The sequence below is a fragment of the Micromonospora sagamiensis genome, assembly GCF_014680085.1.
Classification (GTDB): domain Bacteria; phylum Actinomycetota; class Actinomycetes; order Mycobacteriales; family Micromonosporaceae; genus Micromonospora; species Micromonospora inyonensis.
Genome location: NZ_AP023438.1, coordinates 5,070,417 through 5,092,274 on the forward strand (window position 1 = coordinate 5,070,417; position 21,858 = coordinate 5,092,274).

At 73.6% G+C, this 21,858-nt stretch carries 22 protein-coding genes; 11 read left to right on the forward strand and 11 right to left on the reverse strand.

Features of this window, described 5'->3' with window-relative positions; genetic code table 11:
• Nucleotides 1-89: 89 nt before the first annotated feature.
• Nucleotides 90-812: a tRNA (guanosine(46)-N7)-methyltransferase TrmB gene (trmB, locus tag IGA62_RS22340; RefSeq protein ID WP_377465150.1), complete on the reverse strand. Its 723-nt coding sequence runs from the start codon at nucleotides 810-812 to the stop codon at nucleotides 90-92.
• Between the two features lie 128 nt (nucleotides 813-940).
• On the opposite strand from trmB, the gene IGA62_RS30240 reads away from it, so the two are divergent.
• Nucleotides 941-1,489 (forward strand): hypothetical protein, encoded by a 549-nt coding sequence (locus tag IGA62_RS30240; protein WP_145818988.1) that lies wholly within the window; start codon nucleotides 941-943, stop codon nucleotides 1,487-1,489.
• Nucleotides 1,490-1,494: 5 nt separating this feature from the next.
• Nucleotides 1,495-2,175 carry a class F sortase gene (locus IGA62_RS30245; RefSeq protein WP_377465148.1) on the forward strand — a complete coding sequence of 227 codons (681 nt, stop codon included), beginning with the start codon at nucleotides 1,495-1,497 and terminating at the stop codon, nucleotides 2,173-2,175.
• Nucleotides 2,176-2,257: 82 nt separating this feature from the next.
• On the opposite strand, the gene IGA62_RS22350 is transcribed toward IGA62_RS30245, so the two are convergent.
• From IGA62_RS22350 to IGA62_RS22365, 4 genes are all read right to left on the reverse strand, one after another.
• Entirely contained in the window at nucleotides 2,258-2,974 is a 717-nt protein-coding gene (locus IGA62_RS22350) for a maleylpyruvate isomerase family mycothiol-dependent enzyme (protein ID WP_232624742.1), read from the reverse strand.
• 112 nt (nucleotides 2,975-3,086) lie between these two features.
• Nucleotides 3,087-3,407, reverse strand: a complete 321-nt coding sequence (locus tag IGA62_RS22355) for an antibiotic biosynthesis monooxygenase family protein (RefSeq protein ID WP_145818986.1) — start codon at nucleotides 3,405-3,407, stop codon at nucleotides 3,087-3,089.
• Nucleotides 3,408-3,432: 25 nt separating this feature from the next.
• On the reverse strand, nucleotides 3,433-4,230 hold the full coding sequence (locus IGA62_RS22360) for an exodeoxyribonuclease III (RefSeq protein WP_145818985.1): 798 nt from the start codon (nucleotides 4,228-4,230) through the stop codon (nucleotides 3,433-3,435).
• Nucleotides 4,231-4,356: 126 nt separating this feature from the next.
• Nucleotides 4,357-5,277 carry a proteasome assembly chaperone family protein gene (locus IGA62_RS22365; protein ID WP_145818984.1) on the reverse strand — a complete coding sequence of 307 codons (921 nt, stop codon included), beginning with the start codon at nucleotides 5,275-5,277 and terminating at the stop codon, nucleotides 4,357-4,359.
• A 507-nt stretch (nucleotides 5,278-5,784) separates the two neighbouring features.
• Between IGA62_RS22365 and IGA62_RS22370 the strand changes: the two genes are divergently transcribed.
• The 3 genes from IGA62_RS22370 (at nucleotide 5,785) to IGA62_RS22380 (ending at nucleotide 7,638) form a co-directional block, all read left to right on the forward strand.
• On the forward strand, nucleotides 5,785-6,615 hold the full coding sequence (locus tag IGA62_RS22370; RefSeq protein ID WP_186500380.1) for a peptidase M23: 831 nt from the start codon (nucleotides 5,785-5,787) through the stop codon (nucleotides 6,613-6,615).
• A gap of 62 nt (nucleotides 6,616-6,677) precedes the next feature.
• The gene (locus tag IGA62_RS22375; RefSeq protein ID WP_186500378.1) at nucleotides 6,678-6,824 is read left to right on the forward strand and encodes a hypothetical protein; all 147 of its coding nucleotides are present in this window, start codon (nucleotides 6,678-6,680) and stop codon (nucleotides 6,822-6,824) included.
• Nucleotides 6,825-6,864: 40 nt separating this feature from the next.
• A complete protein-coding gene (locus IGA62_RS22380) occupies nucleotides 6,865-7,638 on the forward strand; it encodes an EcsC family protein (RefSeq protein ID WP_377465144.1) in 774 nt (257 codons plus the stop codon).
• Nucleotides 7,639-7,670: 32 nt separating this feature from the next.
• Here IGA62_RS22380 and IGA62_RS22385 read toward each other — a convergent pair whose 3' ends face one another.
• Nucleotides 7,671-8,531, reverse strand: coding sequence for a GDSL-type esterase/lipase family protein (locus tag IGA62_RS22385; RefSeq protein ID WP_145818982.1), 861 nt, complete (start codon nucleotides 8,529-8,531; stop codon nucleotides 7,671-7,673).
• Nucleotides 8,532-8,734: 203 nt separating this feature from the next.
• Here IGA62_RS22385 and IGA62_RS22390 point away from each other — a divergent pair, with 203 nt between their 5' ends.
• From IGA62_RS22390 to IGA62_RS22400, 3 genes are all read left to right on the forward strand, one after another.
• Nucleotides 8,735-8,998 carry a DUF6343 family protein gene (locus IGA62_RS22390; protein ID WP_091462901.1) on the forward strand — a complete coding sequence of 88 codons (264 nt, stop codon included), beginning with the start codon at nucleotides 8,735-8,737 and terminating at the stop codon, nucleotides 8,996-8,998.
• A 12-nt stretch (nucleotides 8,999-9,010) separates the two neighbouring features.
• Nucleotides 9,011-10,423 carry an NADP-dependent succinic semialdehyde dehydrogenase gene (locus tag IGA62_RS22395; RefSeq protein ID WP_145818981.1) on the forward strand — a complete coding sequence of 471 codons (1,413 nt, stop codon included), beginning with the start codon at nucleotides 9,011-9,013 and terminating at the stop codon, nucleotides 10,421-10,423.
• A 160-nt stretch (nucleotides 10,424-10,583) separates the two neighbouring features.
• Entirely contained in the window at nucleotides 10,584-11,546 is a 963-nt protein-coding gene (locus tag IGA62_RS22400; protein WP_145818980.1) for a TIGR03885 family FMN-dependent LLM class oxidoreductase, read from the forward strand.
• 29 nt (nucleotides 11,547-11,575) lie between these two features.
• On the opposite strand, the gene IGA62_RS22405 is transcribed toward IGA62_RS22400, so the two are convergent.
• Entirely contained in the window at nucleotides 11,576-12,142 is a 567-nt protein-coding gene (locus tag IGA62_RS22405; RefSeq protein WP_145818979.1) for a GNAT family N-acetyltransferase, read from the reverse strand.
• 154 nt (nucleotides 12,143-12,296) lie between these two features.
• Here IGA62_RS22405 and IGA62_RS30995 point away from each other — a divergent pair, with 154 nt between their 5' ends.
• Complete coding sequence (locus IGA62_RS30995) at nucleotides 12,297-13,505, forward strand: snapalysin family zinc-dependent metalloprotease (RefSeq protein WP_145818978.1); 1,209 nt, start codon at nucleotides 12,297-12,299, stop codon at nucleotides 13,503-13,505.
• Between the two features lie 205 nt (nucleotides 13,506-13,710).
• Here the strand turns inward: IGA62_RS30995 and IGA62_RS22415 are convergent, their stop codons facing one another.
• Nucleotides 13,711-16,329, reverse strand: coding sequence for a glycoside hydrolase family 9 protein (locus tag IGA62_RS22415; protein ID WP_145818977.1), 2,619 nt, complete (start codon nucleotides 16,327-16,329; stop codon nucleotides 13,711-13,713).
• A 201-nt stretch (nucleotides 16,330-16,530) separates the two neighbouring features.
• Between IGA62_RS22415 and IGA62_RS22420 the strand changes: the two genes are divergently transcribed.
• Entirely contained in the window at nucleotides 16,531-17,259 is a 729-nt protein-coding gene (locus tag IGA62_RS22420; protein ID WP_145818976.1) for a PP2C family protein-serine/threonine phosphatase, read from the forward strand.
• Nucleotides 17,260-17,372: 113 nt separating this feature from the next.
• Here IGA62_RS22420 and hrpB read toward each other — a convergent pair whose 3' ends face one another.
• The 3 genes from hrpB to IGA62_RS22435 form a co-directional block, all read right to left on the reverse strand.
• Nucleotides 17,373-19,889 (reverse strand): ATP-dependent helicase HrpB, encoded by a 2,517-nt coding sequence (gene hrpB, locus IGA62_RS22425; RefSeq protein WP_145818975.1) that lies wholly within the window; start codon nucleotides 19,887-19,889, stop codon nucleotides 17,373-17,375.
• Between the two features lie 132 nt (nucleotides 19,890-20,021).
• Nucleotides 20,022-20,216, reverse strand: coding sequence for a DUF397 domain-containing protein (locus IGA62_RS22430; protein ID WP_145822069.1), 195 nt, complete (start codon nucleotides 20,214-20,216; stop codon nucleotides 20,022-20,024).
• Nucleotides 20,217-20,254: 38 nt separating this feature from the next.
• Complete coding sequence (locus IGA62_RS22435) at nucleotides 20,255-21,097, reverse strand: helix-turn-helix domain-containing protein (protein WP_145818974.1); 843 nt, start codon at nucleotides 21,095-21,097, stop codon at nucleotides 20,255-20,257.
• A 139-nt stretch (nucleotides 21,098-21,236) separates the two neighbouring features.
• On the opposite strand from IGA62_RS22435, the gene IGA62_RS22440 reads away from it, so the two are divergent.
• Nucleotides 21,237-21,857, forward strand: coding sequence for a GOLPH3/VPS74 family protein (locus IGA62_RS22440; RefSeq protein WP_232624743.1), 621 nt, complete (start codon nucleotides 21,237-21,239; stop codon nucleotides 21,855-21,857).
• The last annotated feature ends 1 nt before the right edge of the window (nucleotide 21,858 follow it).

Genomic DNA, 21,858 nt, shown 5'->3' on the forward strand with positions numbered 1-21,858 from the left:
CCGCCTTGGTGGTAGCAGGGGCCCCCTGCACGACAAAAACGAGTAACAGGGGACCCCTGCTACCACCTCAGCGCCCTGCCACCACCACCTCAGTGCGCGCGGCGGCGGTAGACCAGGTCGGTGACCGGGCGGCCGGCGAGCAGGGCACGGCGCTCGAACTTGGTGACCGGGCGGTGTGCCGGGCGGGTGGTGTCACCCGGTCGGGTGTCGACCAGTTCCGGGTCGGCGTCGAGGGTCTCGCGCATCGCGGCGGCGTACTCGGCCCAGTCGGTGGCGCAGTGCAGCGTGCCGCCGGGAACGAGCCGGGAGCGCAGCAGCGCCACGTGGGCGGGCTGGACCAACCGGCGCTTGTGGTGCCGCGCCTTCGGCCAGGGGTCGGGGAAGTAGGCGTGCACCGCGTCCAGCGTCCCCTCCGGCAGCCGCCGGGCCAGCTCCAGCGCGTCACCGTCGGCGACCCGCACGTTGCCCAGCCCGTGTCGCTCCACCAGGGCGAGGAGGTTGGCGATTCCCGGGGTGTGCACCTCGACCGCGAGATAGTCTCGATCCGGGTCGGCGGCGGCCATCGCGGCGGTCGCGTCGCCCATCCCGGAACCGATCTCCAGCACCACCGGGGCCCGGCGGCCGAACAGGTCGGCGAGGTCGACCGGGGGTCCGGCCCCGTCCGGCACCGCGAGCCCGTACGTCGGCCAGAGACGGTCCAACGCGTCGAGGTGGCGGCTGCTGAGGCGACCCCGGCGCGGGTGGAAGGTGCGGACGGTGGCGCGTACCCGGAACGGTGTCGGGGCGGCCGGGTCGTGGTCGATGGGGGTCACAGCGACCCGAGCCTACGCCAGCGCCACCGACCGGCCGGACGCGGCGTACCGCCGGGGCAGGACGAGTCATCTCATACGGCAGGCCGGGTGCTCCGTGTCCGGCCCGGGCCACGGGGCCGGGAGGGGTCATGGTGTCAGTCACGCGCCGGGGCGCGGTGGTGCTGATGGGGCTGCTCCTCGCCGCCGCCGGCGTGCTGGTGGCCACCGCGCCGGCCCGCGCCGCCGACGTCTACGTGCAGCTCACACCGAGCCGGGCGGGCCCCGGCGAGCTGGTCGGCATCCGGGCGAGCTGCCGGTCCACCCGGGATCCGGCCAGCGTCGAGTCGGACGCGTTCGGCATCGTCACCGTCCACCCCCAGCACGGGTACCTGGCCGGCACGGTGACCCTCCCCGCGCACACCCGGCCGGGCACGCACCGGGTCAAGCTGCTCTGCACCGAGGGCCCGAACGCCTCGACCATGCTGACCGTCACCGCCGGCGGCCAGCCGCCACCACCTCCGGACGACGGACGCCCACAGCCGCACCCCAGCCGGGGGCCGGCGACCGGGTTCGGCGGCGCGGCCGGCGGCCCCGACCTCGGTGCGCTGATCCTGCCCGGCGGGCTGGGCATCACCGTCGCCGGACTGGTGCTGGCGATGCTGGCCACCCGCCGACGGGGACCGCGGACCCACCGCTGATCGCCGTGTCCACCGTCCGCGCCACGCCCCGACCCACCGTCGCCGTCCGGGAGCTGCCGTCCCGGCGGGGGGACGGCCGTCGCTGGCGGGTCCCGCTGGCCGTGGTGCTCGTTCTGCTCGGGGTCTTCGTCACCGGGGTCGGGCTCGGCCGGTCGGCGGGGCGACCGTGGAGCGTCCTGGCCGCCGACGCCGGGCCGGGGCGGGCCGCGACCGACCCGTTGCCGGCGAGCCGGCCGGTGAGCCTGAGCGTGCCCGCGATCCGGGTGACCGCTCCGGTGGCCCCGGTCGGTCTCGCCCCGGACGGCACCATCGCGGTGCCCCCGCTGGAACGGCACCAGGAGACCGGCTGGTACGACGGCGGTCCCACGCCGGGGGAGAGCGGCCCGGCGATCATCGTCGGGCACGCGGACACCACGTCCGGCCCGTCGGTCTTCCACGAGCTGCGCCGGCTCCGGCCGGGGGACCGGATCGAGGTGACCCGGGACGACCGGTCGGTGGCCGTCTTCGAGGTCACCTCGGTGGAGCGCTTCGACAAGAACGCCCTCCCCGGTGACCGGGTGTACGGCGATCACCGGAGCCCTGTCCTGCGGCTGATCACCTGCGGTGGCCGGTTCGTCGGTGGCAGCGTCGGCTACGCCGACAACGTCATCGCCTTCGCCACCCTGGTCGGCTTCCGCGACTCCTGAGCCGGTGGTCGGGCGGGCGTTCGTCGCCCACGTGGCCGTGGCGCCTGACTCGGCCCCGCTCCCACGGTGTCCAGCAGCCACCTCATCCCATGCGGTCGCGCAGGATCGGGACGCCGGCACCGGAGAGTTCGTCGCAGTACGTGCCACGCCCGGTCATCGCCATCGTCAACGCGAGGGTGGTGCCCGACACCAGTGGGCCGGTACCGCTGGCGAACGGGCCATCGGTGGCGACGAGCCGCAGCCCGCCGATCCTGCCCTTCGCCACGACGACCTGGTCGGTTTCCCGGTAGTACTCGGCGACCCTGGTGACCGTCCCGATCGGGTACGCGTGACGCAGCCCCAACGGTCGGCGGATGTCCTCACCGTGGACGATCGTCTCGCCGAGCATCGCCGGCAGCGGCAGCGGCGGTTTGGTGCGGCTCGTGACGACGGCCCGGAACCGTTCCAGCGTCTCGGCCGGGTCCGCGCCCAACTGCTCGTTGAGGCGCATCGTCACCTGCTTGTCGAAGTCGAACCGGCAGCGGACGACGCCGGCGAACCACTGCCAGCCGTTGAGGCTGGCGGCGGCGGTGAGGTGGGCGAGCACCTCGCGTACGGTCAGCCCGGCGCACAGCGACGGCGTCGCGAACCGCTGAGCCGGCAGGCCGGTGAGGTCGGTCGCCAGGGCGGCGCGTTCGGCGTGGATACGCGCCCAGGTGTCGTTCCTACGGTCGGCGCGGGTGCTCCCGCGCTGCTGGTCGGTCATGTCGAGCGATCTCCCGGTCAGTGCGTACCGGACCGGTGCTGGTCCGGTTGTCATGAGTGGAGACTGTCGCCCGGTGCGGCAATCGTCGCGGATCCGGAAACCCGATGCCGAGGACCCGCGACGGGGCCTGCCGGCGGCCGGAAGGTGGCACCGGCAGGCCGGCGGCTCACGGGGTGCCGGGGACCGACTGCACCACCTCGAACTCCAGCAGGTTCGCCCCGGTGGCGACCGGCCGGCGCTGTTCGCCGCCCTCGCCGCCGCTGTGCGCGGCCCGTGCCGGCCCGGACGCCCACGCCTGGTAGGCCTCCTCCGAATCCCACCTCGTGTAGACGAAGTAGCGGGTCTCGCCGGCCACCGGGCGGAGCAGCTCGAACCCGAGGAAACCCGGGGAGTTCTCGACCGCGCGGGCACGGGCGGCGAACCGGCGCTCCAGCTCCTCGCCGGCACCCGGCGGGACGTCGATAGCGTTGATCTTCACGACTGCCATGTCGTCCACCCTACGGCCGGCGCGGTCAGAGGGGTTCGACGGCGGGGACCAGGTCGGCGTCGACCACGATCGGGGCGTGGTCGGACGGGCCCTTGCCCTTGCGGGCCTCCCGGTCGACGTACGCCGTCCGGACCGCGTGGGCGAACTGCGCGGAGGCGTACACCAGGTCGATCCGCATGCCCTTGTTCTGGTGGAACATGCCGGCCCGGTAGTCCCAGTAGGTGAACGGGTGCGGGCCCTTCATCGGGGTGGGCACCACGTCGGTCAGCCCGAGGTCGCGCAGGGCGGCCAGGGCCGCCCGCTCGGCCGGCGTCACGTGGGTCGAGTGCGCGAAGACGGTGGGGTCCCAGACGTCGTCGTCGGTGGGGGCGACGTTGAAGTCCCCGCAGACCGCCACCGGCAACCCGCCGTGCAGTTCGGTGGCGAGCGCGTCCCGTAGCGCGGCGAACCAGGCCAGCTTGTAGGCGTAGTGCGGGTCGTCGGGGGTGCGCCCGTTCGGTACGTAGATCGACCAGACCCGCAGCCCGGCACAGGTGGCCGAGATCGCCCGCGCCTCCGGCTCGGGGAAGCCCGGCTCGCCGGGGAAGCCGACGGTGACGTCGGTCAGACCCACCCGGGAGAGGACGGCCACCCCGTTCCACCGGCCGTCGCTGTGGCTGGCCACGGTGTAGCCCAGCTCGCCCACCTCCGGCACCGGGAACGCGCCGTCCGGGCACTTGGTCTCCTGGAGGCAGACCACGTCCGGCGCGGTGTCGGCGAGCCAGTCGAGCAGCCGGGGCAGCCGGGCCTTCACCGAGTTCACGTTCCACGTCGCCAGGCGCATGGCTCCAGCCTGCCTGATCGCGGGGCCGTCCGCCCGCCGGCCCGCCGTCACCACCCGACGCTGCCCGGGGTGCTCTGCGCGGGCGTCCCCGACCACCGCCCCCCGTGCCCGGCGGGCGTGGGCCGGTCAGCTGCCCGGCGTGTCGCCCGGCCGGCTCTGCTCGGCCAGGAAGCGCTCCAGCTCGGCGCCGAGTTCGTCGGCGGTGGGCAGCGGGCCGGTCTCCGAGGCGAGGAGGTTCTTCCCGCCGCGTCCCCGGGCGAACGCGTCGTACTGCTCCTCCAGAGCCTGGACCAGGGTGGCGGCGTCCTCGGTCTGGGCGACCTGCCGGTCGATCTCCACCCGGACCACCTCGGCGGCCGAGCGGAGCCCGTCGCTGGGCAGGAGCAGGCCGGTGCTGCGGGACACCGAGGAGAGCAGCACCTCGGCGGCCGCCGGATACTCGGTCTGCGCGACGTAGTGCGGCACGTGTGCGGCGAAGCCGAGCGCGTCCCGCCCGCGTTGGCCGAGCCGGTACTCCAGCAGGTGTCCGACGCTGCCGGGCACCTGTACCCGCTGCAACCACGGCTCGTAGCCGGCGATCAGCTCGCGCCGGGTGGCGTGCGCGGTCACCCCGGTCGGCCGGGTGTGCGGTACGGCCATCGGGATCGCGTTGAGCCCCACGGTGAGCCGGACGTCCAGCCGGGCGGCGAGGTGGCCGACGGCGGCCACGAAGCGTTCCCACTGCAGGTCCGGCTCGGGGCCGGTGAGCAGGAGGAAGGGGGTCTCGTCGTCGTCGTGGAGCAGGTGCAGCTCCAGCTTGGGCTCGTCGTAGTGCTCCCAGTGGTCCTCGACGAAGGTCATCACCGGGCGGCGGGAGCGGTAGTCGAAGAGCTGGTCCACGTCGAAGGTCGCGACCGTCTGGGCGTCGAGGCTGGAGAGCAGCTGTTCCCGGGCCAGTCGGGTGGCGTTGCCGGCGTCGACGAAGCCGGTCAGCGCCTGGATGAGCACCGGCTGACCGAGGTCGGGCAGATCGTCGGTGAGCTGGTACAGCTCGTGTGGGTCGAGCACCGGTCTGGACCTCCCTGAGTGTTGCGGACGGGCGGCCGTGGGGCAACGGCACCCGGTACGGGAAACGTATTCGCCATCTTCGTGCATTCCGTCGTGGCGCGGTGGAGGGGGCGGGTGCCCTCCCATTCCCGGTCGACCCGCCGGCAACGGGGCCCGCTGCCGTGGAGGCGTTCGACTCTTCGGACGAGGTGCCGTCAACCGGACGGCGGATCAGCCGTCGGGGCTACCGGCCGACCTCCGGGTGGGAAGGTTCCCGCCCGTCGGGGACGGCTCCGAGTCATTCAAGGCAATTGCCCGTCTCGCCGGGTTTTGAAATGATGGACGTGGCAAATGATGGTCTAGTGGGTTTGATGGGGAAAAATGTGGGCAGGGCCACAGATCACTCCGGGTGAAGAAGCCTCGTTCTCTGCCTAGCCTCGGCGGATGCGTGACGATGACAAGATCCACTATCGACCCGCTTCCACCAGCGTAGATAACCGAAAGGGTGATGGCGTATCACCTGGCGGGTTGGTCGCGGGGAGTGAGCGTCCCGGCTTCCGGCGGCGGCTGCGGCAGGCCCTGACCCTCCGCCCCGGTGCGGCGCGACCCGGGCGGACGACGATCGCCCTCGCCTCCGCTGCCGCGTGCTGCCTCGGCCTGGTCACCGTCGTCGAACTCCGGACGCCGGACGAGGGATCCGCCGCCGCCGACAGCTCCGCGGCCAGCACCGAACTGCTCCGGCGGGCCGAGCAGGAACACGCCTCGCGTGGGCTCGCCCGGACCCCGTCCGCCCCGTCCGCCACCCCGTCGCCCAGCGCGTCGACCGCTCCCGCCCCCACGCCCGCCGCGGAGAAGACCGCCCCCGGGAAGTCCACCCCGACGAAGAAGCCCACGCCGCGCAAGCCGGTCGACCCCGCCCCGGTGGCCGGCCTGACCGTCGCCCAGATGAACAACGCCAAGAAGATCGTGCGGACCGGCCGGGCCATGGGCGTACCGCGGCGTGCGCTCGTCATCGCGGTGGCCACCGCGATGCAGGAGAGCAACCTCTACAACCTCGCCAGCGGCGCGCTGCCCGAGTCGCAGAACCACCCGAACCAGGGCCTCGGCTGGGACCACGACTCCGTCGGCCTGTTCCAGCAGCGGGCCAGCATGGGCTGGGGGACGGTCGCGCAGCTGATGGACCCGGCGTACGCGACCCGCAAGTTCCTCACCACGCTGCTGGCCGTGCCCGGCTGGCAGCAGATGCGGCTGACCGACGCGGCCCAGGCCGTCCAGGTGTCCGGCTTCCCCGAGGCGTACGCGCAGCACGAGTCCCGGGCGACGGTGATCGTCGCCGCGATCGTGGCCCCGGCGACGTAACGGGCATGGCGGTTGCCCGGGCGGGGTACACATGAGTGGCACGTCCACGACAGGAGGACACCATGTCAGCACTCATGCAGAAGATCAGCCGATTCCTTCGGTCCCCGCAGGGACAGCAGCTGGTCGACCGTGGTCGCCGGGAACTGGCCAAGCCCGCCACCCAGCAGAAGCTGCGGGGCCTGGCGACCAAGTTCGGCAAGCGGCGCTGAACCCTCCGTCGTACCTCCCCCTGACCCCCGGAGCCATCCCGTGACCGACTCGACCCCCGTCGACGGCCAGTCCGTGCCCGCACCCCGTCCGCCCGTGACCCCGCCCGCGACCTCCGTCACGCCCGCCGAGCCCCCGGACGCCACCGAGGCGCCCCCGGCCCGGCTCTGGGACCGGATGCGGGACGACCCGCAGTACGCCCCGGAACACCTCGCCCTGGAGGCGGTCCGCCGGCTCGGCCCGGAGGCGGCCCGCTGGGCCGAGCGGGCCCGGGCGGCGCAGCCCGGCGTCTCCGCCGAGGCCCTCGCCGACCTGGCAGTACGCCGCTTCGTCAACCAGGCCCGCCTCTCCGGTGCGGTCTCGGGGGCCGCCGGCCTGCCCGGCGCGGTGATCGACGTGGGCGTGCTCGCCTGGACCCAGGCGCGGATGGTGCTGCACATCGCGGCGGCTCACGGGATCGACCCGCGGCACACCGACCGCGCGACCGACCTGCTGGTCCTCCAGAAGGTGCACAAGGTGGCCGAGACAGCCCGGCTCGCCCTTGGCGTCGCCGCCGGCCGGGAGCGGGCCGGAGCGCTCTTCGGGGGTGGCTCCCAGACCGCCCTCGGTCGGGTGATGCTCAAGCTCGGGGTGCGGCTGGCCCAGATGGCCGGGGTGCGTGCGGCCAAGCGGATGTTCGCGAAGGTGGTGCCGGGCGCGGCGATCGTCCTCGGCACCTGGGCCAACTCCTCGGCCACCAAGGACCTCGCCAACCGGTCCCGGGCGCTCTACGCCCAGGGCGGCACCGGTGTGGTCCCACCCCAGCACCAGCCCTGACCGACGACAGCCGGCCCGCTGCCTGTCGACGGTCAGTCGGCGAATCCGGCGGCGGACCAGGTCACCTTGGCGAGCCGCTCCTGGCCGTCGTTGTTCGGGTGGAAGTGGTCGACGGTGTTGACGTCGTCGAGGGTGAACCGCACCCGGTGCGCGGCCCCACGGTCGTGCCGGCAGCGCGACCCGTACGCCCGGCAGGCGGCGGCCAACTCGTCGTTGTAGGCGTCGATCCGCTCCCGGAAGACCCGGCGGCGGTCCCGGTCGGCCGCCGCCGTCGAGGTCGGGTTCGCGAGCAGGGCGGGGCAGACGCCGCGCTGCCAGGACCGTACGGCCTGCTCGTCGGTGTGCCCGACCTCCCAGAGCCGGTACAGGTCCGGGATGCTCACCACGAGCACCCGGGCCTTCGGCCGTCCCTCGCGCAGCGTGCGCAGCGCCCGGTCGACCTGCTGGCGGAAGGTCTTCACCGGGGTCATCGCGTCGGTGTCGGCGCGACAGGCGTCGTTCGCGCCGATCAGTACGGTGACGTAGTCGGCCCGGTCGCGTACCGCCCGGGTGGCCTGATCGGCCAGGGCCGACGCGCGGGCCCCTGCCTTGGCGTGGTTGTACGCCCTACCGCGGATCGCCGGATTCAGCTCGACCAGCCGTCGGTAGTGGCTCTCCACCCGCCGGCCGTCCCCGGTGGACCAGGAGTTCCGCTCGCAGGACGCCAGCACCACGCAGGTGCCGAAGCCGGTGGTGACCGAGTCGCCGAGCGCGGCCATCGCCGTCGGCATGCCGGGGCGGGGGGTGCCCTGAGGCGGACGGGGCGTGGCGTCGCCGCCTCCGCTCCCACCCTCACAGGCCAGCGCCACCAGCGCGGACAGACTGGCCACGGCGGCGACCCAACGTCGAGGCATGAGCTTCCCGTCCCGGAGCGTGGTGCGACAGCGTGGTCACCTTACGCGTCCACTGCCGGTCGGGGATCGTCCGGTGTCGGTCATCCGGCACAACGGCCCGCTGCCAGCACCGGCATGGTAGGCCGCTCGACGCCGGTGGAACGTCCGACCGGACGGCGGATGCGGTCAGGTTAGGCCGGCAGGGCACCGGGTAGTTCGCCAGGATGACGCGATCGCAGCCCCGAGGTGCCCGGGGCACCGTCGGGCACGCCTACAGCGCGTTGAACCTGCGCCTGGCCCTGGCCTCCTTCGGGCTGGTCACCATGGTGCTCTTCGCCGTCCTGGCCGCCCGTGCCGACCTGCCCTGGCTCGCCGTCGCCTGCGGTGTCCTCGCCGTCGTGGCGGTGGTCGACCTGGTCGTCATCCAGCGCCGTCGGGCCGCCCGCCGTCGGGAGGAGCCGGGCGCGCGGCACTCGCTCTTCGAGTGACAGGAGTACGGGATGCCCATCGCCACCACCGACCCTGCCACCGGTGAGGTGCGCAGGACGTACGACGAGATGCCGTCGGACCGGGTCGACGCCGCCATCGCCGCCGCGGACCGGGGCTTCACGGCCCTGCGCCGCACCCCGGTCGCCCAGCGGGCCCGGTGGATGGCCGCGGCGGCCGACCTGCTCGACGCCGAGCGCGACGACATCGCCCGGGTGATGACCACGGAGATGGGCAAGACGTACGCGGCGGCGAAGGCCGAAGCGGCCAAGTGCGCCACCGCCTGCCGGTACTACGCCGACAACGCGGAGCGTTTCCTCGCCGACGAACCGGCCGACGCGGCGGCGGTGGGGGCGCGGCGGGCCCTGGTCCGCTACCAGCCGATCGGGCCGGTGCTCGCGGTGATGCCGTGGAACTTCCCGCTCTGGCAGGTGATCAGGTTCGCCGCGCCGGCCCTGATGGCCGGCAACACCGGCCTGCTCAAGCACGCCTCGAACGTGCCGCAGACCGCGCTCTGGCTGGGGGAGCTGTTCGGCCGGGCCGGATTTCCCGAGGGGGCGTTCGGCACGCTGCTGGTCGGCTCGTCCGCCGTCGAGCGGATCCTCACCGATCCCCGGGTCAGGGCGGCGACCCTGACCGGCAGCGAACCGGCCGGCCGGTCCATCGCCGCGATCGCCGGACGCGAGCTGAAGAAGACCGTGCTCGAACTCGGCGGCAGTGACCCGTTCGTGGTGATGCCCTCGGCCGACCTGGACCGGGCCGCCGAGGTCGCCACCACCGCGCGCTGCCAGAACAACGGCCAGTCCTGCATCGCCGCGAAGCGGTTCGTCGTGCACGCCGACGTCTTCGACGCGTTCAGCGAGCGGTTCGTCGACCGGATGGCGGCGCTGCGCGTCGGCGACCCGATGGACGAGCGGACCGACGTCGGGCCGCTGGCCACCGAGCGGGGCCGGGACGAGGTGGCCGCGCAGGTCCGCGACGCGGTCGAGCGGGGCGCCCGGCTGCTCTGCGGCGGCGAGGTGCCCGACCGGCCCGGCTGGTGGTACCCGCCGACCGTGGTCACCGACCTGACCCCGCGGATGCGGATGTGGGGCGAGGAGGTCTTCGGCCCGGTCGCCGGCCTCTACCGGGTGTCGTCGTACGACGAGGCGGTCGAGGTGGCCAACGGCACCAGCTTCGGCCTCGGCGCGAACGCCTGGACGCGGGATCCGGAGGAGCAGGAGCGCTTCGCCACCGACCTGGACGCCGGCAGCGTCTTCGTCAACGGGATGACCACGTCCTTCCCGGAACTGCCCTTCGGCGGCGTGCGGAACTCCGGCTACGGACGGGAGCTGTCGGCGCTGGGCATGCGCGAGTTCTGCAACGTCAAGACGGTCTGGGTCGGCGAGGGCGGGCCCTCGGCGGGGGTCGGCTCGCACGCCGAGTGAACCCCTCCGCCGGGGGTGCTGCTTCGCGGAGGTGCTGCTCGGCCGGGGGTGAGGTGGTAGCAGGGGTCCCCTGCAGTCGCTTTCTGCGCTGCAGGGGACCCCTGCTACCACCAGGGCGGTGCCGATTGCCGGGCGGCGGTTCTGGGTAGAGGTCCCTGGCATGACGGTGTTCGGCGTGCACGCCTCCCACGAGCAGATCCACCCCGCCGCGCTGCTGGAGTCGGTGGTCCACGCCGAGCGGGCCGGCTTCGACGCGGCCATGTGCTCGGACCACTTCGCCCCGTGGAGCGAGCGCCAGGGGCAGTCCGCCTTCGCCTGGTCCTGGCTCGGGGCTGCCCTCCAGGCCACGACGCTGCCGTTCGGCGTGGTCAACGCCCCGGGCCAGCGCTACCACCCGGCGATCATCGCGCAGGCGATCGGCACCCTCGGGGCGATGTACCCGGGCCGGTTCTGGGCCGCGCTCGGCACCGGCGAGGCGGCCAACGAGCACATCACCGGCGACCCCTGGCCGCGCAAGGACGTCCGGAACGCGCGGCTGCGGGAGTGCGTGGACGTGATCCGTGCGCTGCTGGCCGGCGAGGAGGTCAGCCACGACGGTCTGATCCGGGTCGACCGGGCGAAGCTGTGGACCAGACCGGCGGAGCCCCCGGCTCTGGTCGGCGCGGCGGTCAGCGTGGCCACCGCCCGCTGGTGTGCCGAGTGGGCCGACGGCCTGATCACCGTCAATGCCCCGGTGCCGCACCTGCGGGCGATGATCGACGCCTACCGGGACGCCGGTGGCCGGGGACCGCTGAGCCTCCAGGTGCATCTGAGCTGGGCGACGGACCAGGCGGAGGCCGAGCGGATCGCGTACGACCAGTGGCGCAGCAACGTCTTCGCCCCACCGGTCTGCTGGGACCTGGAGACAGTGGAGCACTTCGACGTGATCTCCACGCAGGTGCCGATGGAGCGGCTGCGCCAGGTGGTGAACATCTCCGCCGACCTCGGCCGGCACACCGGCTGGCTGGAGGAGTACCTCGACCTCGGCTTCGACCGGATCTTCCTGCACCACGTCGGGCAGGAGCTGGGCCCGTTCGTCGACGTGTTCGGCACCGAGGTGCTGCCGAAGCTGCGGGGCCGATGACCGGGGTCGGCGGGTCGAGCCGGTGAGGATCAGGGCGGGGTGGGCGTCGAGGGCGCGCATCGGCGGTCCAGCCGTCGGGCGAGCACCTGGCCGGGCCAGGACTCCCGGCCGGGCCGGTCGACGGTGAACGCCTCGGTCGGGGTGAAGCCCTGCCGCTCGTAGAAGCGCACCAGGGCCCGGTCGTCCCCGGCGTAGCAGTCCACCCGGAGCAGGGCCACCCCGGCGTCGCGGGCCAGCTCCGCCGCGTACGCCAGCAGTCGCCCCCCGATCCCCCTGCCCGCGTACGCGCGGTCGGTGACGAGCAGGTTGACGTACAGCTCGGGCTCGTCGGCCGGTGGGATCTCCTTGGTGGCCCGCCCGACGGCGAGTGCGCCGACCGGTTGCCCGTCGAGCATGGCGAGCCACAGTCCACCGCTGTCCGCGTACGCCCGGGCCTGCGCGATCCGGTGCGGGTCGGTCGAGGCCGGTGCGCTGCCCCACTGGCCGGTGCGGCCCCGGGCGGCCAGCCAGGCGGTGGCGGTGTCGAGCAGACGTAGGACGGTCGCGGCGTCCGCCGCGGTGCCCGGCCGAATGGTGAGCGAGTCGCGATCGGTCATGTCCGCATCGTGGGTGATCTGCGTGGCTCGATGTCGACCGGGACCGGCGGAACGTATGACCAAATCACGATGTGTGTCCATGTTGCGACGAGCCGTAAAATCGACGTAACTCAATGTCGGCGGCGCTGCCGCCGTGGCACACAGGGAGTGGTCGATGTTCATACGGAAACTGTCCCGGGCGGCGGGCGCCACGCTCGCGCTCGCCCTGTCCCTCGTCGGCGTGCAGGCCGCAACCGGCACGCCGGCCGGCGCGGACGTCGGCGCCACCGTCCGGACCGTCTACTACGACGCGAGCCGGGCCGGTGAGTTCAAGACCAACTTCGACCAGGCCGCCGCGATCTGGAACAGCCGGGTCACCAACGTCCGGCTCCAGGCGGGCAGCCCGGCCACCGTCACCATCCGGGTGGACACCGGCTGGCCCCGCGCGTACGTGACCGGGCTCGGACGGGGCACGATCTACATGGGCTGGCAGGCGGTCAACGAGGGGTACAACCGGACCCGGATCGCCGCCCACGAGTTCGGCCACATCCTCGGCCTGCCCGATCGGCGCACCGGCCTCTGCTCCGACCTGATGTCCGGCAGCAGCGCCCCGATCTCCTGCACCAACGCCTACCCGAACTCCACCGAAGCCGCCCAGGTCAACTCGCTGTTCGCCGGTAGCCTCGCGATCAGCTCCGCCGCCCTCGGCGCGCACGTGTGGAACGAGGAGGCCGAGGGCGACATCTCGCCGTTGGTCGTCAACGGTCAGCCGGCCACCGAGAACTACCCGTGGATGGTCTACACCTCCGGCTGCACCGGCACGCTGATCAAGTCGAACTGGGTGGTCACCGCGAAGCACTGCCCCACGCCGTCCTCGGTTCGGGTGGGCAGCATCAACCGCACCAGCGGCGGCACCGTCGTCGGCGTGAGCCGGGCGGTCAACCACCCGACGATCGACGTGAAGCTCTTCCAGCTCTCCAGCTCGGTCAGCTACGCCCCGGCCCCCATCCCGACCACCTCCGGCGCGGTCGGCACCGCCACCCGGATCATCGGCTGGGGCCAGACCTGCCCGACCCGGGGCTGCGGTTCCGCCCCGACCATCGCGCACGAACTGGACACCTCGATCGTGTCCGACAGCCGTTGCCTCGGCATCAACGGCCCGTACGAGATCTGCACCAACAACACCAACGGCAACGCGGGCGCCTGCTACGGCGACTCGGGCGGCCCGCAGGTGCGCAAGATCAACGGCGTGTGGAACCTGATCGGCGCCACCAGCCGTGCCGGTAACGGCAGCTCGACCTGCGCCACCGGTCCGTCCATCTACGGCGACCTGCCCTCGATCCGCACCTGGATCAACACCCAGGTCGGCGGCCTGCCGGTCTGAGGTGGTAGGAGGGGCCCCCTGTTACCGCTTTTTGTCGAGCAGGGGGCCCCTGCATCCAACGAGACGGCGCGACGGCGCGGCAGTCGACGCGACAAACCAGCACGACGGCGCGACAACCTGTGCCGCGACCCGTTGCCGTGTCGGCGTAGGGACAGGGGCCTCCCGCATGCGGGAGGCCCCTGTCGTCGGGCGGGGACGGGTGGGGTCAGGAGAGGGAGCAGGCCACCCCGTTGACCGTGAGCAGGCCCGGTGCCGGGTTGGCCCCGCCGACGGTGAGTGCGTTGAACCCGAAGGTCACCGTGCCGCCGGGAGCGATCTTCGCGTTGTACGACTCGTTCTTCGCGGTGACCGTTGCCCCGGACTGGGCCACCGTCGCCAGCCAACCCTCGCGAACCTTCTGGTCGCCGGTGAACGCGAAGCGGGCGGTCCAGCCGTCGATCGTCTTCGGGCTGGTGTTGCGGATCGTCACCTGGCCGGTGAAGCCACCGGGCCAGGAGCCGTGGTTGACGTACTGGACCGCACAGCCCGACGGGGGGATCGCTCCGGCCTCACCCTGGTCGGCCAGGAAGGACGAGATCCAGGCCAGCGCCGAGTTCCAGTTGACCGCCACCTCGTTGGTGGAGTACGACTGGATGTCGTCGACGTAGCAGAACATCGGCTTGCAGCCGGCGAGCAGCTGCTCGACGAACGGGTCCTGGAGGGCGGCGTTCGGACCGCCCGCGATCGAACCGGCGGGCGGCTTCGGCAGGTCCGGGTCGAACTGGTTGCCGAAGATCCGGCTGTGCTGGTTCTCCGCCGCGTGCTCGCCCCACCCGGTCACGTACGAGATGTTCAGCGCGTTACGGCCGAGGATGTAGTCCATCGCCTGCACCGCCCCGTCCCGGTACTTCACGTCGCCGGTCAGGTCGAAGGCGGTGGCCAGCACGACCGCGTTGTTGATGAGGTTGCCGTTGCCGCCCCAGAAGTAGCTGCCCGCGTCGCCGGGCATCGGCAGCCCGTACGCCTGCCGGGCGATCTCGGCCAGGTAGGCGTCGGCGGCGGCGGTCACCGAGACACGGATCCGGGTGCGTTCGGCGGCCGGCAGGCCGCTCGGCACGGTGGCCAGGTCGAGGCGGCCCAGCGCGGCCACTCCCTGCCAGCTGAAGCCACGCGGCTCGAACACGTCGGCGGTGTGGTGCGGCGAGGCGGTCAGGTCGGTCAGGTACGCCTGCTCGCCGGTGGTCAGGTACAGCTCGGCCGCCGCCCAGTAGAACTCGTCGGTGACGGTGGTGTCGTCGTACGCGCCGCCGCCGGTGGCGTCGGCCGGGCTGGCGTACCGCGCGGGGTTGGCCTTGGCCGCCGCGTAGGCGGTCTTCGCGGCGGTGCCGCAGCGGGCGGCGAAGGCCGCGTCGTACGGGGCGAACAGCCGCGCGCACTCGGCGGCGACGGCGGCCAGGTTGAGCGTGGCCGCGGTGGACGGCGGGTGCAGTTCGCGCTGTTCCGGGTCCTCGTGCGGCAGCAGCGGCAGCCCGGTCCACGCCTTGTCGTGGATCTTGTGGTGGGCCATCCCGGCGAGCGGCTTCCCGGCCGGCACCTGCATGCGCAGCAGGAACTCCAGCTCCCAGCGGGCCTCGTCGAGGACGTCCGGTACGCCGTTGCCCCGTTCGGGCACCCGCAGGGTGCTGTCGCCCAGGGCCGCGCCGCCGTCGGCGGTGGCCGCGGTCTTGGTCCGCTCGAAGGTGCTCAGCAGCTGGTGGGTGGCGAGGCCGCCGTTGACCACGTACTTGCCGTGGTCGCCCGCGTCGTACCAGCCACCGCGCACGTCCAGCGAGTAGTCGCAGACGCCGGGCTGGCAGGGCACGTCGGTGTCGCCCTTGTTCGGGGCGACGTCGAGGTGGCCGGCGGGGCGGGCGTACTCCGCGCCGATCAGGTCGCCGTCGATGGCGATGCCGCTGCGCTGGGCGTAGAAGAACTGCAACGAGTCCGACCGGAGCCGGTCGTAGAGGTCGCCGGAGATGGTGAAGGGGTGACTGGTCTCCCCGTCCGCGACCAGGGTCAGCCCGGTGCCGGGCGCGCGGTACGACGAGAAGCCGATGGTGTGCACGTTCTGCCCGGAGGCGGCGTCGACGCCGCGCGGGGTACTGGTGCCGCTGGCCACCACCGTGCCGGCGGCGTTGCGCAGCTGCCAGGGCAGCGGGTCGGTGGCCTCGGTGACCACGGTGGCGTTCTTCGGTCCGGCGGTCAGGTAGCCGACCTGGTTGACCCGGACTCTCGGGCCGGTGTCCGGCTCGTACGGCGGGACCGGCTCGCCGCCGCGCAGCGAGACGTTGTCCAGGCAGAAGGTCTGGGCGGCGGAGCTTCCCCCGACCTGGAAGATGATCTGCGCCCGGGAGTCGTCGGCCGGGGCGGTGAAGGTGTGCTCGGTGCGCTGCGGGGTCGTGCCCGCCGTGGCGTCCACGCTGGCGTACGTGGTGTACGGGGCGCTGCCGAGCTGGAGCACCGCCTTGAGGCTGGCACCGGGGGTGGCGGTGGCGTCGAAGGCGAGGGTGTACGACGTGCCGGCCACCAGCGGGATGCCGTCCTGCCCGATGCCGGCGTCCCACGGGTTGGCCAGCCCGCCGGTGACCGTGGTGCACAACCGCCCGTCGGGGTTGGTCAGGTCGCCGGTGCCGTAGGAGAACCAGGGTGAGGTGCCGGTGCTGAAGTCGCCGTTGCGGATCTGCTCCGGGGGCTCCTCGTCGGGGGCGGCCTGGGCGGCGGCGGGGGAGAGGGTGCCGGTCAGGGCGAGGGAGGTCGCCGCGGCGAGTAGCGCGAGGCGGCGTCGACGGTGTGGGGGTGACGTCACGACGGTTCCTTCCGGGGACGGTCGAGAGATTGGGAGCGCTCCCAAATATGGGTCGATGTTTCCAGGGTGTGACCGGCCTGTCAATCGACAGCGCTGGATAGGGTCCCGACCCGGGCGCGGAGAGTGAGATTCGCCGCGCCACACCCCGCCAATGGTGATCTACTAGAGACAACCCGCCCTCCTCCTGGCAGGCTGCGTCCCATGACCCTGAAGCTGCGTTCCACGGGGGCGACCGACCGTGGCCTGATCCGGAGCGGCAATCAGGACGCCTTCCACGCCGGCACCTGGCTCGTGGCCGTCGCCGACGGCATGGGCGGGATGGCGGCCGGCGACCTCGCCAGCTCCATAGCCATGCAGACCATCGTGCCGCTGGACGCGGAGACACCGGAGGACGCGCTGGTGGCGGCGCTGCGCGGTGGCATCGACCTGGCCAGCGGACGGATCCGCCAGGCCGTCGAGGAGGACCCGGAGCGGCAGGGCATGGGCACCACGCTGACCGCGCTGCTGTTCGCCCGGACCGGAAGCTGCCTGGCCCTGGCCCACGTCGGCGACTCTCGCGCCTACCTGTTCCGCGAGGGAGTGCTCAAGCAGATCACCCGGGACGACACCTTCGTGCAGATGCTCGTCGACCAGGGGCTGATCACACCGGAGCAGGCCAGCAGCCACCCGCGCCGGGCGGTGGTGACCCAGGCCCTCCAGGGCGGCGAGGTCTCCCCGGCCTACGCCACCATGGTGCCCTGGGCCGGGGACCGCTGGCTGCTGTGCAGCGACGGACTGTCCAACGTGGTCCGCCCGGACACGCTCGCCGAGGTGCTCGCCGGTCACTCCGACCAGGAGGAGTGCGCCCGCCGGTTGATCGACCTGGCCCTGCGCGCGGGCGGGCCGGACAACGTCACCGTGGTGGTCGCCGACGTGGTGGCCGAGGGCTGACCGCCGGTCGACCCACGCCGGCCACGCCACGAGCCGCCGCCCGCCGGCCGCCTGTCACCCGCTGCCCGCCCACCGCCGTCCGCCTGACGGTTGCCCGGGCGGCGGTCGGCCGGTCACCGACGGCGGCTGGTGGTGTGCCGGGTCGGCGGGGCGGTGGTGGGATCCTCCGGCCACGGGTGACGCGGATAGCGCCCGCGCAGCTCCGCACGCACCTGCGGGTAGCCGACACGCCAGAACGAGGCCAGGTCAGCGGTGACCGCCACCGGCCGGCCGGCGGGGGAGAGCAGGTGCAGCAGCACCGGCACCCGCCCGTCGGCGATCCGGGGGACCTGCTGCCAGCCGAAGGTCTCCTGGAGCTTCACGGCGAGCACCGGGGCGGTTGGGTCGGCGTACCCGACGCGGGCCCGGGTGCCGCTCGGCACGGCGATCCGCTCGGGAGCCAGCTCGTCCAGGCGGGCGGCCTGCGGCCAGGGAAGCAGCCGGCGCAGCGCGCCGGCCACGTCGGTCCGGGCCAGGTCGGCGCGGCGGCGCGCCCGGGCCAGTTCCGGCCCGAGCCACTCCGGGGCCGTGGCGAGCAGGGCGTCGTCGTCGACCGCGGGCCAGACGTCGCCGAGCACGTGCCGGCAGAACGCCAGCCGGTCCCGCAGCGACCGGGCCGCCGGGGTCCAGTCGAGCAGGGCGAGCCCGTCCCGGCGCAGGCCGGACAGGAGCGCCGCGCCCACCGCCTCCGGGTCCGGCCGGGACAGCGGCCGCTCGACCAGCTCGATCGCGCCGAGCCGGGTCAGCTCCCGGGCCAGCACGTCCCCGTCGGACCAGGCGACCTGACGCTCCTCGCACAGCAGCGCCGCGCCCGCCTCCCGGGCGGTCGCCTCGTCGAGCGCGGCGGCGGCGCGGATCCGGGCGGCCGGGGCGCCGGGGGAGCGGTCGGCCACCGCCACGGCGAGCCAGTCGCAGCCGGCCAGCGCCGACCCGGGCGTCAGCTCCGCAGCGGTCCCGCCGGCCATCAGGTACGCCGGGCCGCCCGGCCGCCGGACCCGGGCCAGCCGCTCGGGGTGGGCGAGTCCGACCAGCAGCCCGACCGCCAGGTCGTCGGGGACCGGGCCGGGCGTCCCCGGCGGTGCGGGGTCCGGGTCCCTCGGCAGGGCGGCGCGGAGCCGGCGTACCTCGGTCCGCCAGCGCGCGGTGGCGGCGGGGTCGGTGCCGGCGCGCAGCCGCCGCCAGGTCGCCGCGAGGTCGTCGCCCGGGCCGAACTCCTCGCTGAGCAGGGCCACCACCTCGGCGGCGCGGTCCGTGCCGACCCGTACCGCCCCGTCGAGCAGCGCCCGGCCCAGCCGGGGATGGACACCGGTCGCCGCGATCGCCCGGCCCCGTCCGGTGATCCGGCCCTCGGCGTCGACCGCGCCGAGCGTGCCGAGGGTCTGTCGGGCCACCGCCATCGCCGCCGCCGGAGGTGGGTCGGGCAGTGCGAGGCCGGAGCCGTCCGGTCGTCCCCACGCCGCCAGTTCCAGGGCGAATCCGGTCAGGTCGGCGGTGGCGATCTCCGGCTCCGGCTGGGCGGCGAGCCGCTCGTGGGTGGCCGGGGACCAGCAGCGGTAGACGTGTCCCGGGGCCTCCCGACCGGCCCGGCCGGCCCGCTGGGTCGCGGCGGCGCGGGAGACCGGCACGGTGACCAACGCGCCCAGGCCCCGGGCCAGGTCGGTCCGGGCGACCCGGCTCAGCCCGGCGTCGACCACCACCCGGACACCGGGCACGGTGAGGCTGCTCTCCGCGACGGTGGTGGCCAGCACCACCCGTCGCCGGTCGGCCGGGCGCAGCGCGGCGTCCTGCTCGGTGCCGCGCTGCCGGCCGTGCAGCGGCACCAGGGCGACCCGGTCGCGCAGGTCCGCCAGGCGGGCGCCGATCCCGGTGATCTCACCGGTGCCGGGCAGGAAGACCAGGGCGTCGCCGTCCTGTTCGGCCAGTGCCCGGCGGACCGTCGCGGCCACGTGGTCGAGCAGCGCGGGATCGACGCGGTTGCCCCGGTATCCGACGACCGGACGGGGCGGGGGTGCCCAGATGCGGGCGACCGGGTGCAGTGCCGCCTCGGCGCGGACCACCGGCGCGGGCGTCGCCCCACCGAGCAGGTCGGCGAACCGGTCCGCCTCGGCGGTGGCCGACATGGCCAGCAGCCACAGGTCGGGGCGGAGCGCGGACCGGGCCTCCACGGCGAAGGCCAGTGCCAGGTCGGCGTCGAGGTGCCGCTCGTGGCACTCGTCCAGCAGCACCGCCGAGACACCGGGCAGCTCCGGGTCGTGGTGCAGGCGGCGGACCAGCAGTCCGGTGGTGACCACCTCGATCCGGGTGGCCGGGCCGGTACGCCGGTCGCCCCGGACGGCGTACCCGACGCGGTCGCCGACCCGCTCACCGAGCAGTGCCGCCATCCGGTGCGCGGCGGCCCGGGCGGCGACCCGGCGTGGTTGGGCGATCAGCACCCGACCGTCGACCTCGTCGGCCACCGCCAGCGGCGTCAGGGTGGTCTTCCCGGTACCGGGCGGTGCGACCAGGACGGCGGTGCCCGCGCCGCGCAGGGCCGCGGTCAGCGCGGGCAGGACCGGCCGGACCGGCAGTTCGAGGGGTACGTCGCGGAGCACGCCCCAGTCTCGCACCGTCGCCCGGCCGTGCCGGTCGTCGTGTCGTCCGCTCCCGCGCCACCACGGCGCCGACCGGCCCGGCATCCGGCGGGTACCGGCGGGTGGGTCCGGGTGGGTGTCCCGGGTCCGGGGTCAGCCCAGTGCGTCGATGCCGGCGACGAAGTGCCGCCACGACGTGCGCGGGAAGAGCAGCACCGGGCCGGGCCGGTCCTTGCTGTCCCGGACGGCCACCCGACCGTCGACGCCGGCGACCTCCACGCAGTTGCCGTTGCCGCTGCTGCGCGTGCTGGTGTGCCACTCCGCGCGGGTCAGGTCGAGCACGGTCATGGTGGTGTACCCCTCGTTCGCACAGAAGCGCGCCTTGATCACGCAAAGTAACGAGAAGCGTCCTCAAGTCGGGTCAGGGAGTCCGCTGGAGAAAGCGCCATCCGGCACAGCTTCTCGTGCACCAGGGTATACCCCCGCACGTGTTCGGCGCCTTCCAGAGCGAGTCCCATCGTGAGGTTGTCCAGGTAAACCACGGCGTCGTCGGCGGCGTCGGCGAAGTGCAGGACGACGTACGGCGTGCTCATGGCGGGATGTCCGCCAGCCATGAATGGAAGTATCTGAATGGTGACGTTGGGTAGTTGGGCCACTCGGCCGATGTGGGCCAACTGGTCGGCCATCACCGCCGGGGCGCCCACCGGGCGTAAGAGCACCGCCTCGTTGAGCACCACCGACATCTGCACCGGCGCTTCCCGGTGCAGGACACTCTGCCGTTGCAGCCGGGCGGCGACCTTACGCTCCAGCGCCTCCTCGCCGGCGGTCAGCCGGTAGATCTCCCGGGCGTACGCCTCGGTCTGGAGCAGGCCGGGCACCGCCTCGGCCTCGTACGTCCGCAGCGTCGCCGCCTCCGCCTCCAGTCCGACGTAGAACTCGAACCACTCCGGCAGCACGTCGCTGTAGTTCTGCCACCAGCCGCGCTGCTGCGCCCCACGGGCGATCTCGACCAGCGCCTCGGCGTCCGCCCCGGTCACCTGGTACAGCGCCAGGGCGGCGCGTACGTCGCGGGGCTTGATGCCGATCTGGGCGTTCTCGATCCGGGAGAGATTGCTCTTGGACATGTCGAGTTGTCGCGCGGCGACGTCGAGGGTCATCCCGGCACGCTCCCGCAACTGCCGGAGTTCCCGGGCGATGCGACGACGGCGGACGGTGGGGCTGGCGGTCACCGGCCGAGTCTGCCACGGGCACTATCCGCAGGTGGGGCCCCTGGAATTGCAACAGCTCGAATCCGGGAGTTGCATTGGATCGTTCAAGCGGGCATCCTTTCACCGATTCCGAGCACAGTGGACGACCGGGGAGGGTTCGTTGCTCATCGCGGACGAGTTCTTCCTCATCGCCCATGGCGACAGCCGTGGCCGGGCTCGGCTGAACCCGACAGCCACCGGCCTCGGCCTCGCTGCCGCACTCCTCGGCGAGCTGGTCCTCAGCGGACGGGTCACCGTGGACAACGGCCGGCTGTCGGTCCTGGACGGTCCCCCTCCGGCCGACGCGCTGGCCGGCGGCGTCCTCGCCCACCTGCTCGGACAGCGGCAGCACCGGACCGTCCGCACCTGGCTGGGCCTGCTCGCCGGGACCGCCGCGGACGCGGTGGGGGCGCGGCTGAGCCGGTCGGGAGTGGTACGCCGGCAGGAGAAGCGCGGGTTGCTGCGCACCACGGTCGACTACGTGGCCATCGACCTCAACGCGCTCGCCTGGCCGGCCACCCGGTTGCTGGCGCTGCTGGACCGCCCGCATCCGCCGGCCGTTCCGGACGCCCTGCTGTGCGGGCTGGTCTCGGCGACCGGGCTCACCCGCGACGTGCTCTGGCACGCCGACCCGCGCGCCCAGCACCGCTTCGGTGTGCTCAGGCCCGCCCTGCCGCTGCCGCTGCGGGAACTGGTCGCCCACACCGAGGCCGCGGTCGGCGCGGCCGTGCTCCGTGGCTGAC

Coding starts and splice junctions, on each gene's coding strand:
- IGA62_RS30995 (WP_145818978.1), top strand. CDS start 12,297: ATGTTCATACGGAAACTGTCCCGGGCGGCGGGCGCCACGCTCGCGCTC.
- IGA62_RS22360 (WP_145818985.1), bottom strand. CDS start 4,230: ATGCGCCTGGCGACGTGGAACGTGAACTCGGTGAAGGCCCGGCTGCCC.
- IGA62_RS22395 (WP_145818981.1), top strand. CDS start 9,011: ATGCCCATCGCCACCACCGACCCTGCCACCGGTGAGGTGCGCAGGACG.
- IGA62_RS22430 (WP_145822069.1), bottom strand. CDS start 20,216: ATGACCGTGCTCGACCTGACCCGCGCGGAGTGGCACACCAGCACGCGC.
- IGA62_RS22405 (WP_145818979.1), bottom strand. CDS start 12,142: ATGACCGATCGCGACTCGCTCACCATTCGGCCGGGCACCGCGGCGGAC.
- IGA62_RS22355 (WP_145818986.1), bottom strand. CDS start 3,407: ATGGCAGTCGTGAAGATCAACGCTATCGACGTCCCGCCGGGTGCCGGC.
- IGA62_RS22350 (WP_232624742.1), bottom strand. CDS start 2,974: ATGACAACCGGACCAGCACCGGTCCGGTACGCACTGACCGGGAGATCG.
- IGA62_RS30240 (WP_145818988.1), top strand. CDS start 941: ATGGTGTCAGTCACGCGCCGGGGCGCGGTGGTGCTGATGGGGCTGCTC.
- IGA62_RS22400 (WP_145818980.1), top strand. CDS start 10,584: ATGACGGTGTTCGGCGTGCACGCCTCCCACGAGCAGATCCACCCCGCC.
- IGA62_RS22385 (WP_145818982.1), bottom strand. CDS start 8,531: ATGCCTCGACGTTGGGTCGCCGCCGTGGCCAGTCTGTCCGCGCTGGTG.
- IGA62_RS22390 (WP_091462901.1), top strand. CDS start 8,735: ATGACGCGATCGCAGCCCCGAGGTGCCCGGGGCACCGTCGGGCACGCC.
- IGA62_RS22420 (WP_145818976.1), top strand. CDS start 16,531: ATGACCCTGAAGCTGCGTTCCACGGGGGCGACCGACCGTGGCCTGATC.
- IGA62_RS22375 (WP_186500378.1), top strand. CDS start 6,678: ATGTCAGCACTCATGCAGAAGATCAGCCGATTCCTTCGGTCCCCGCAG.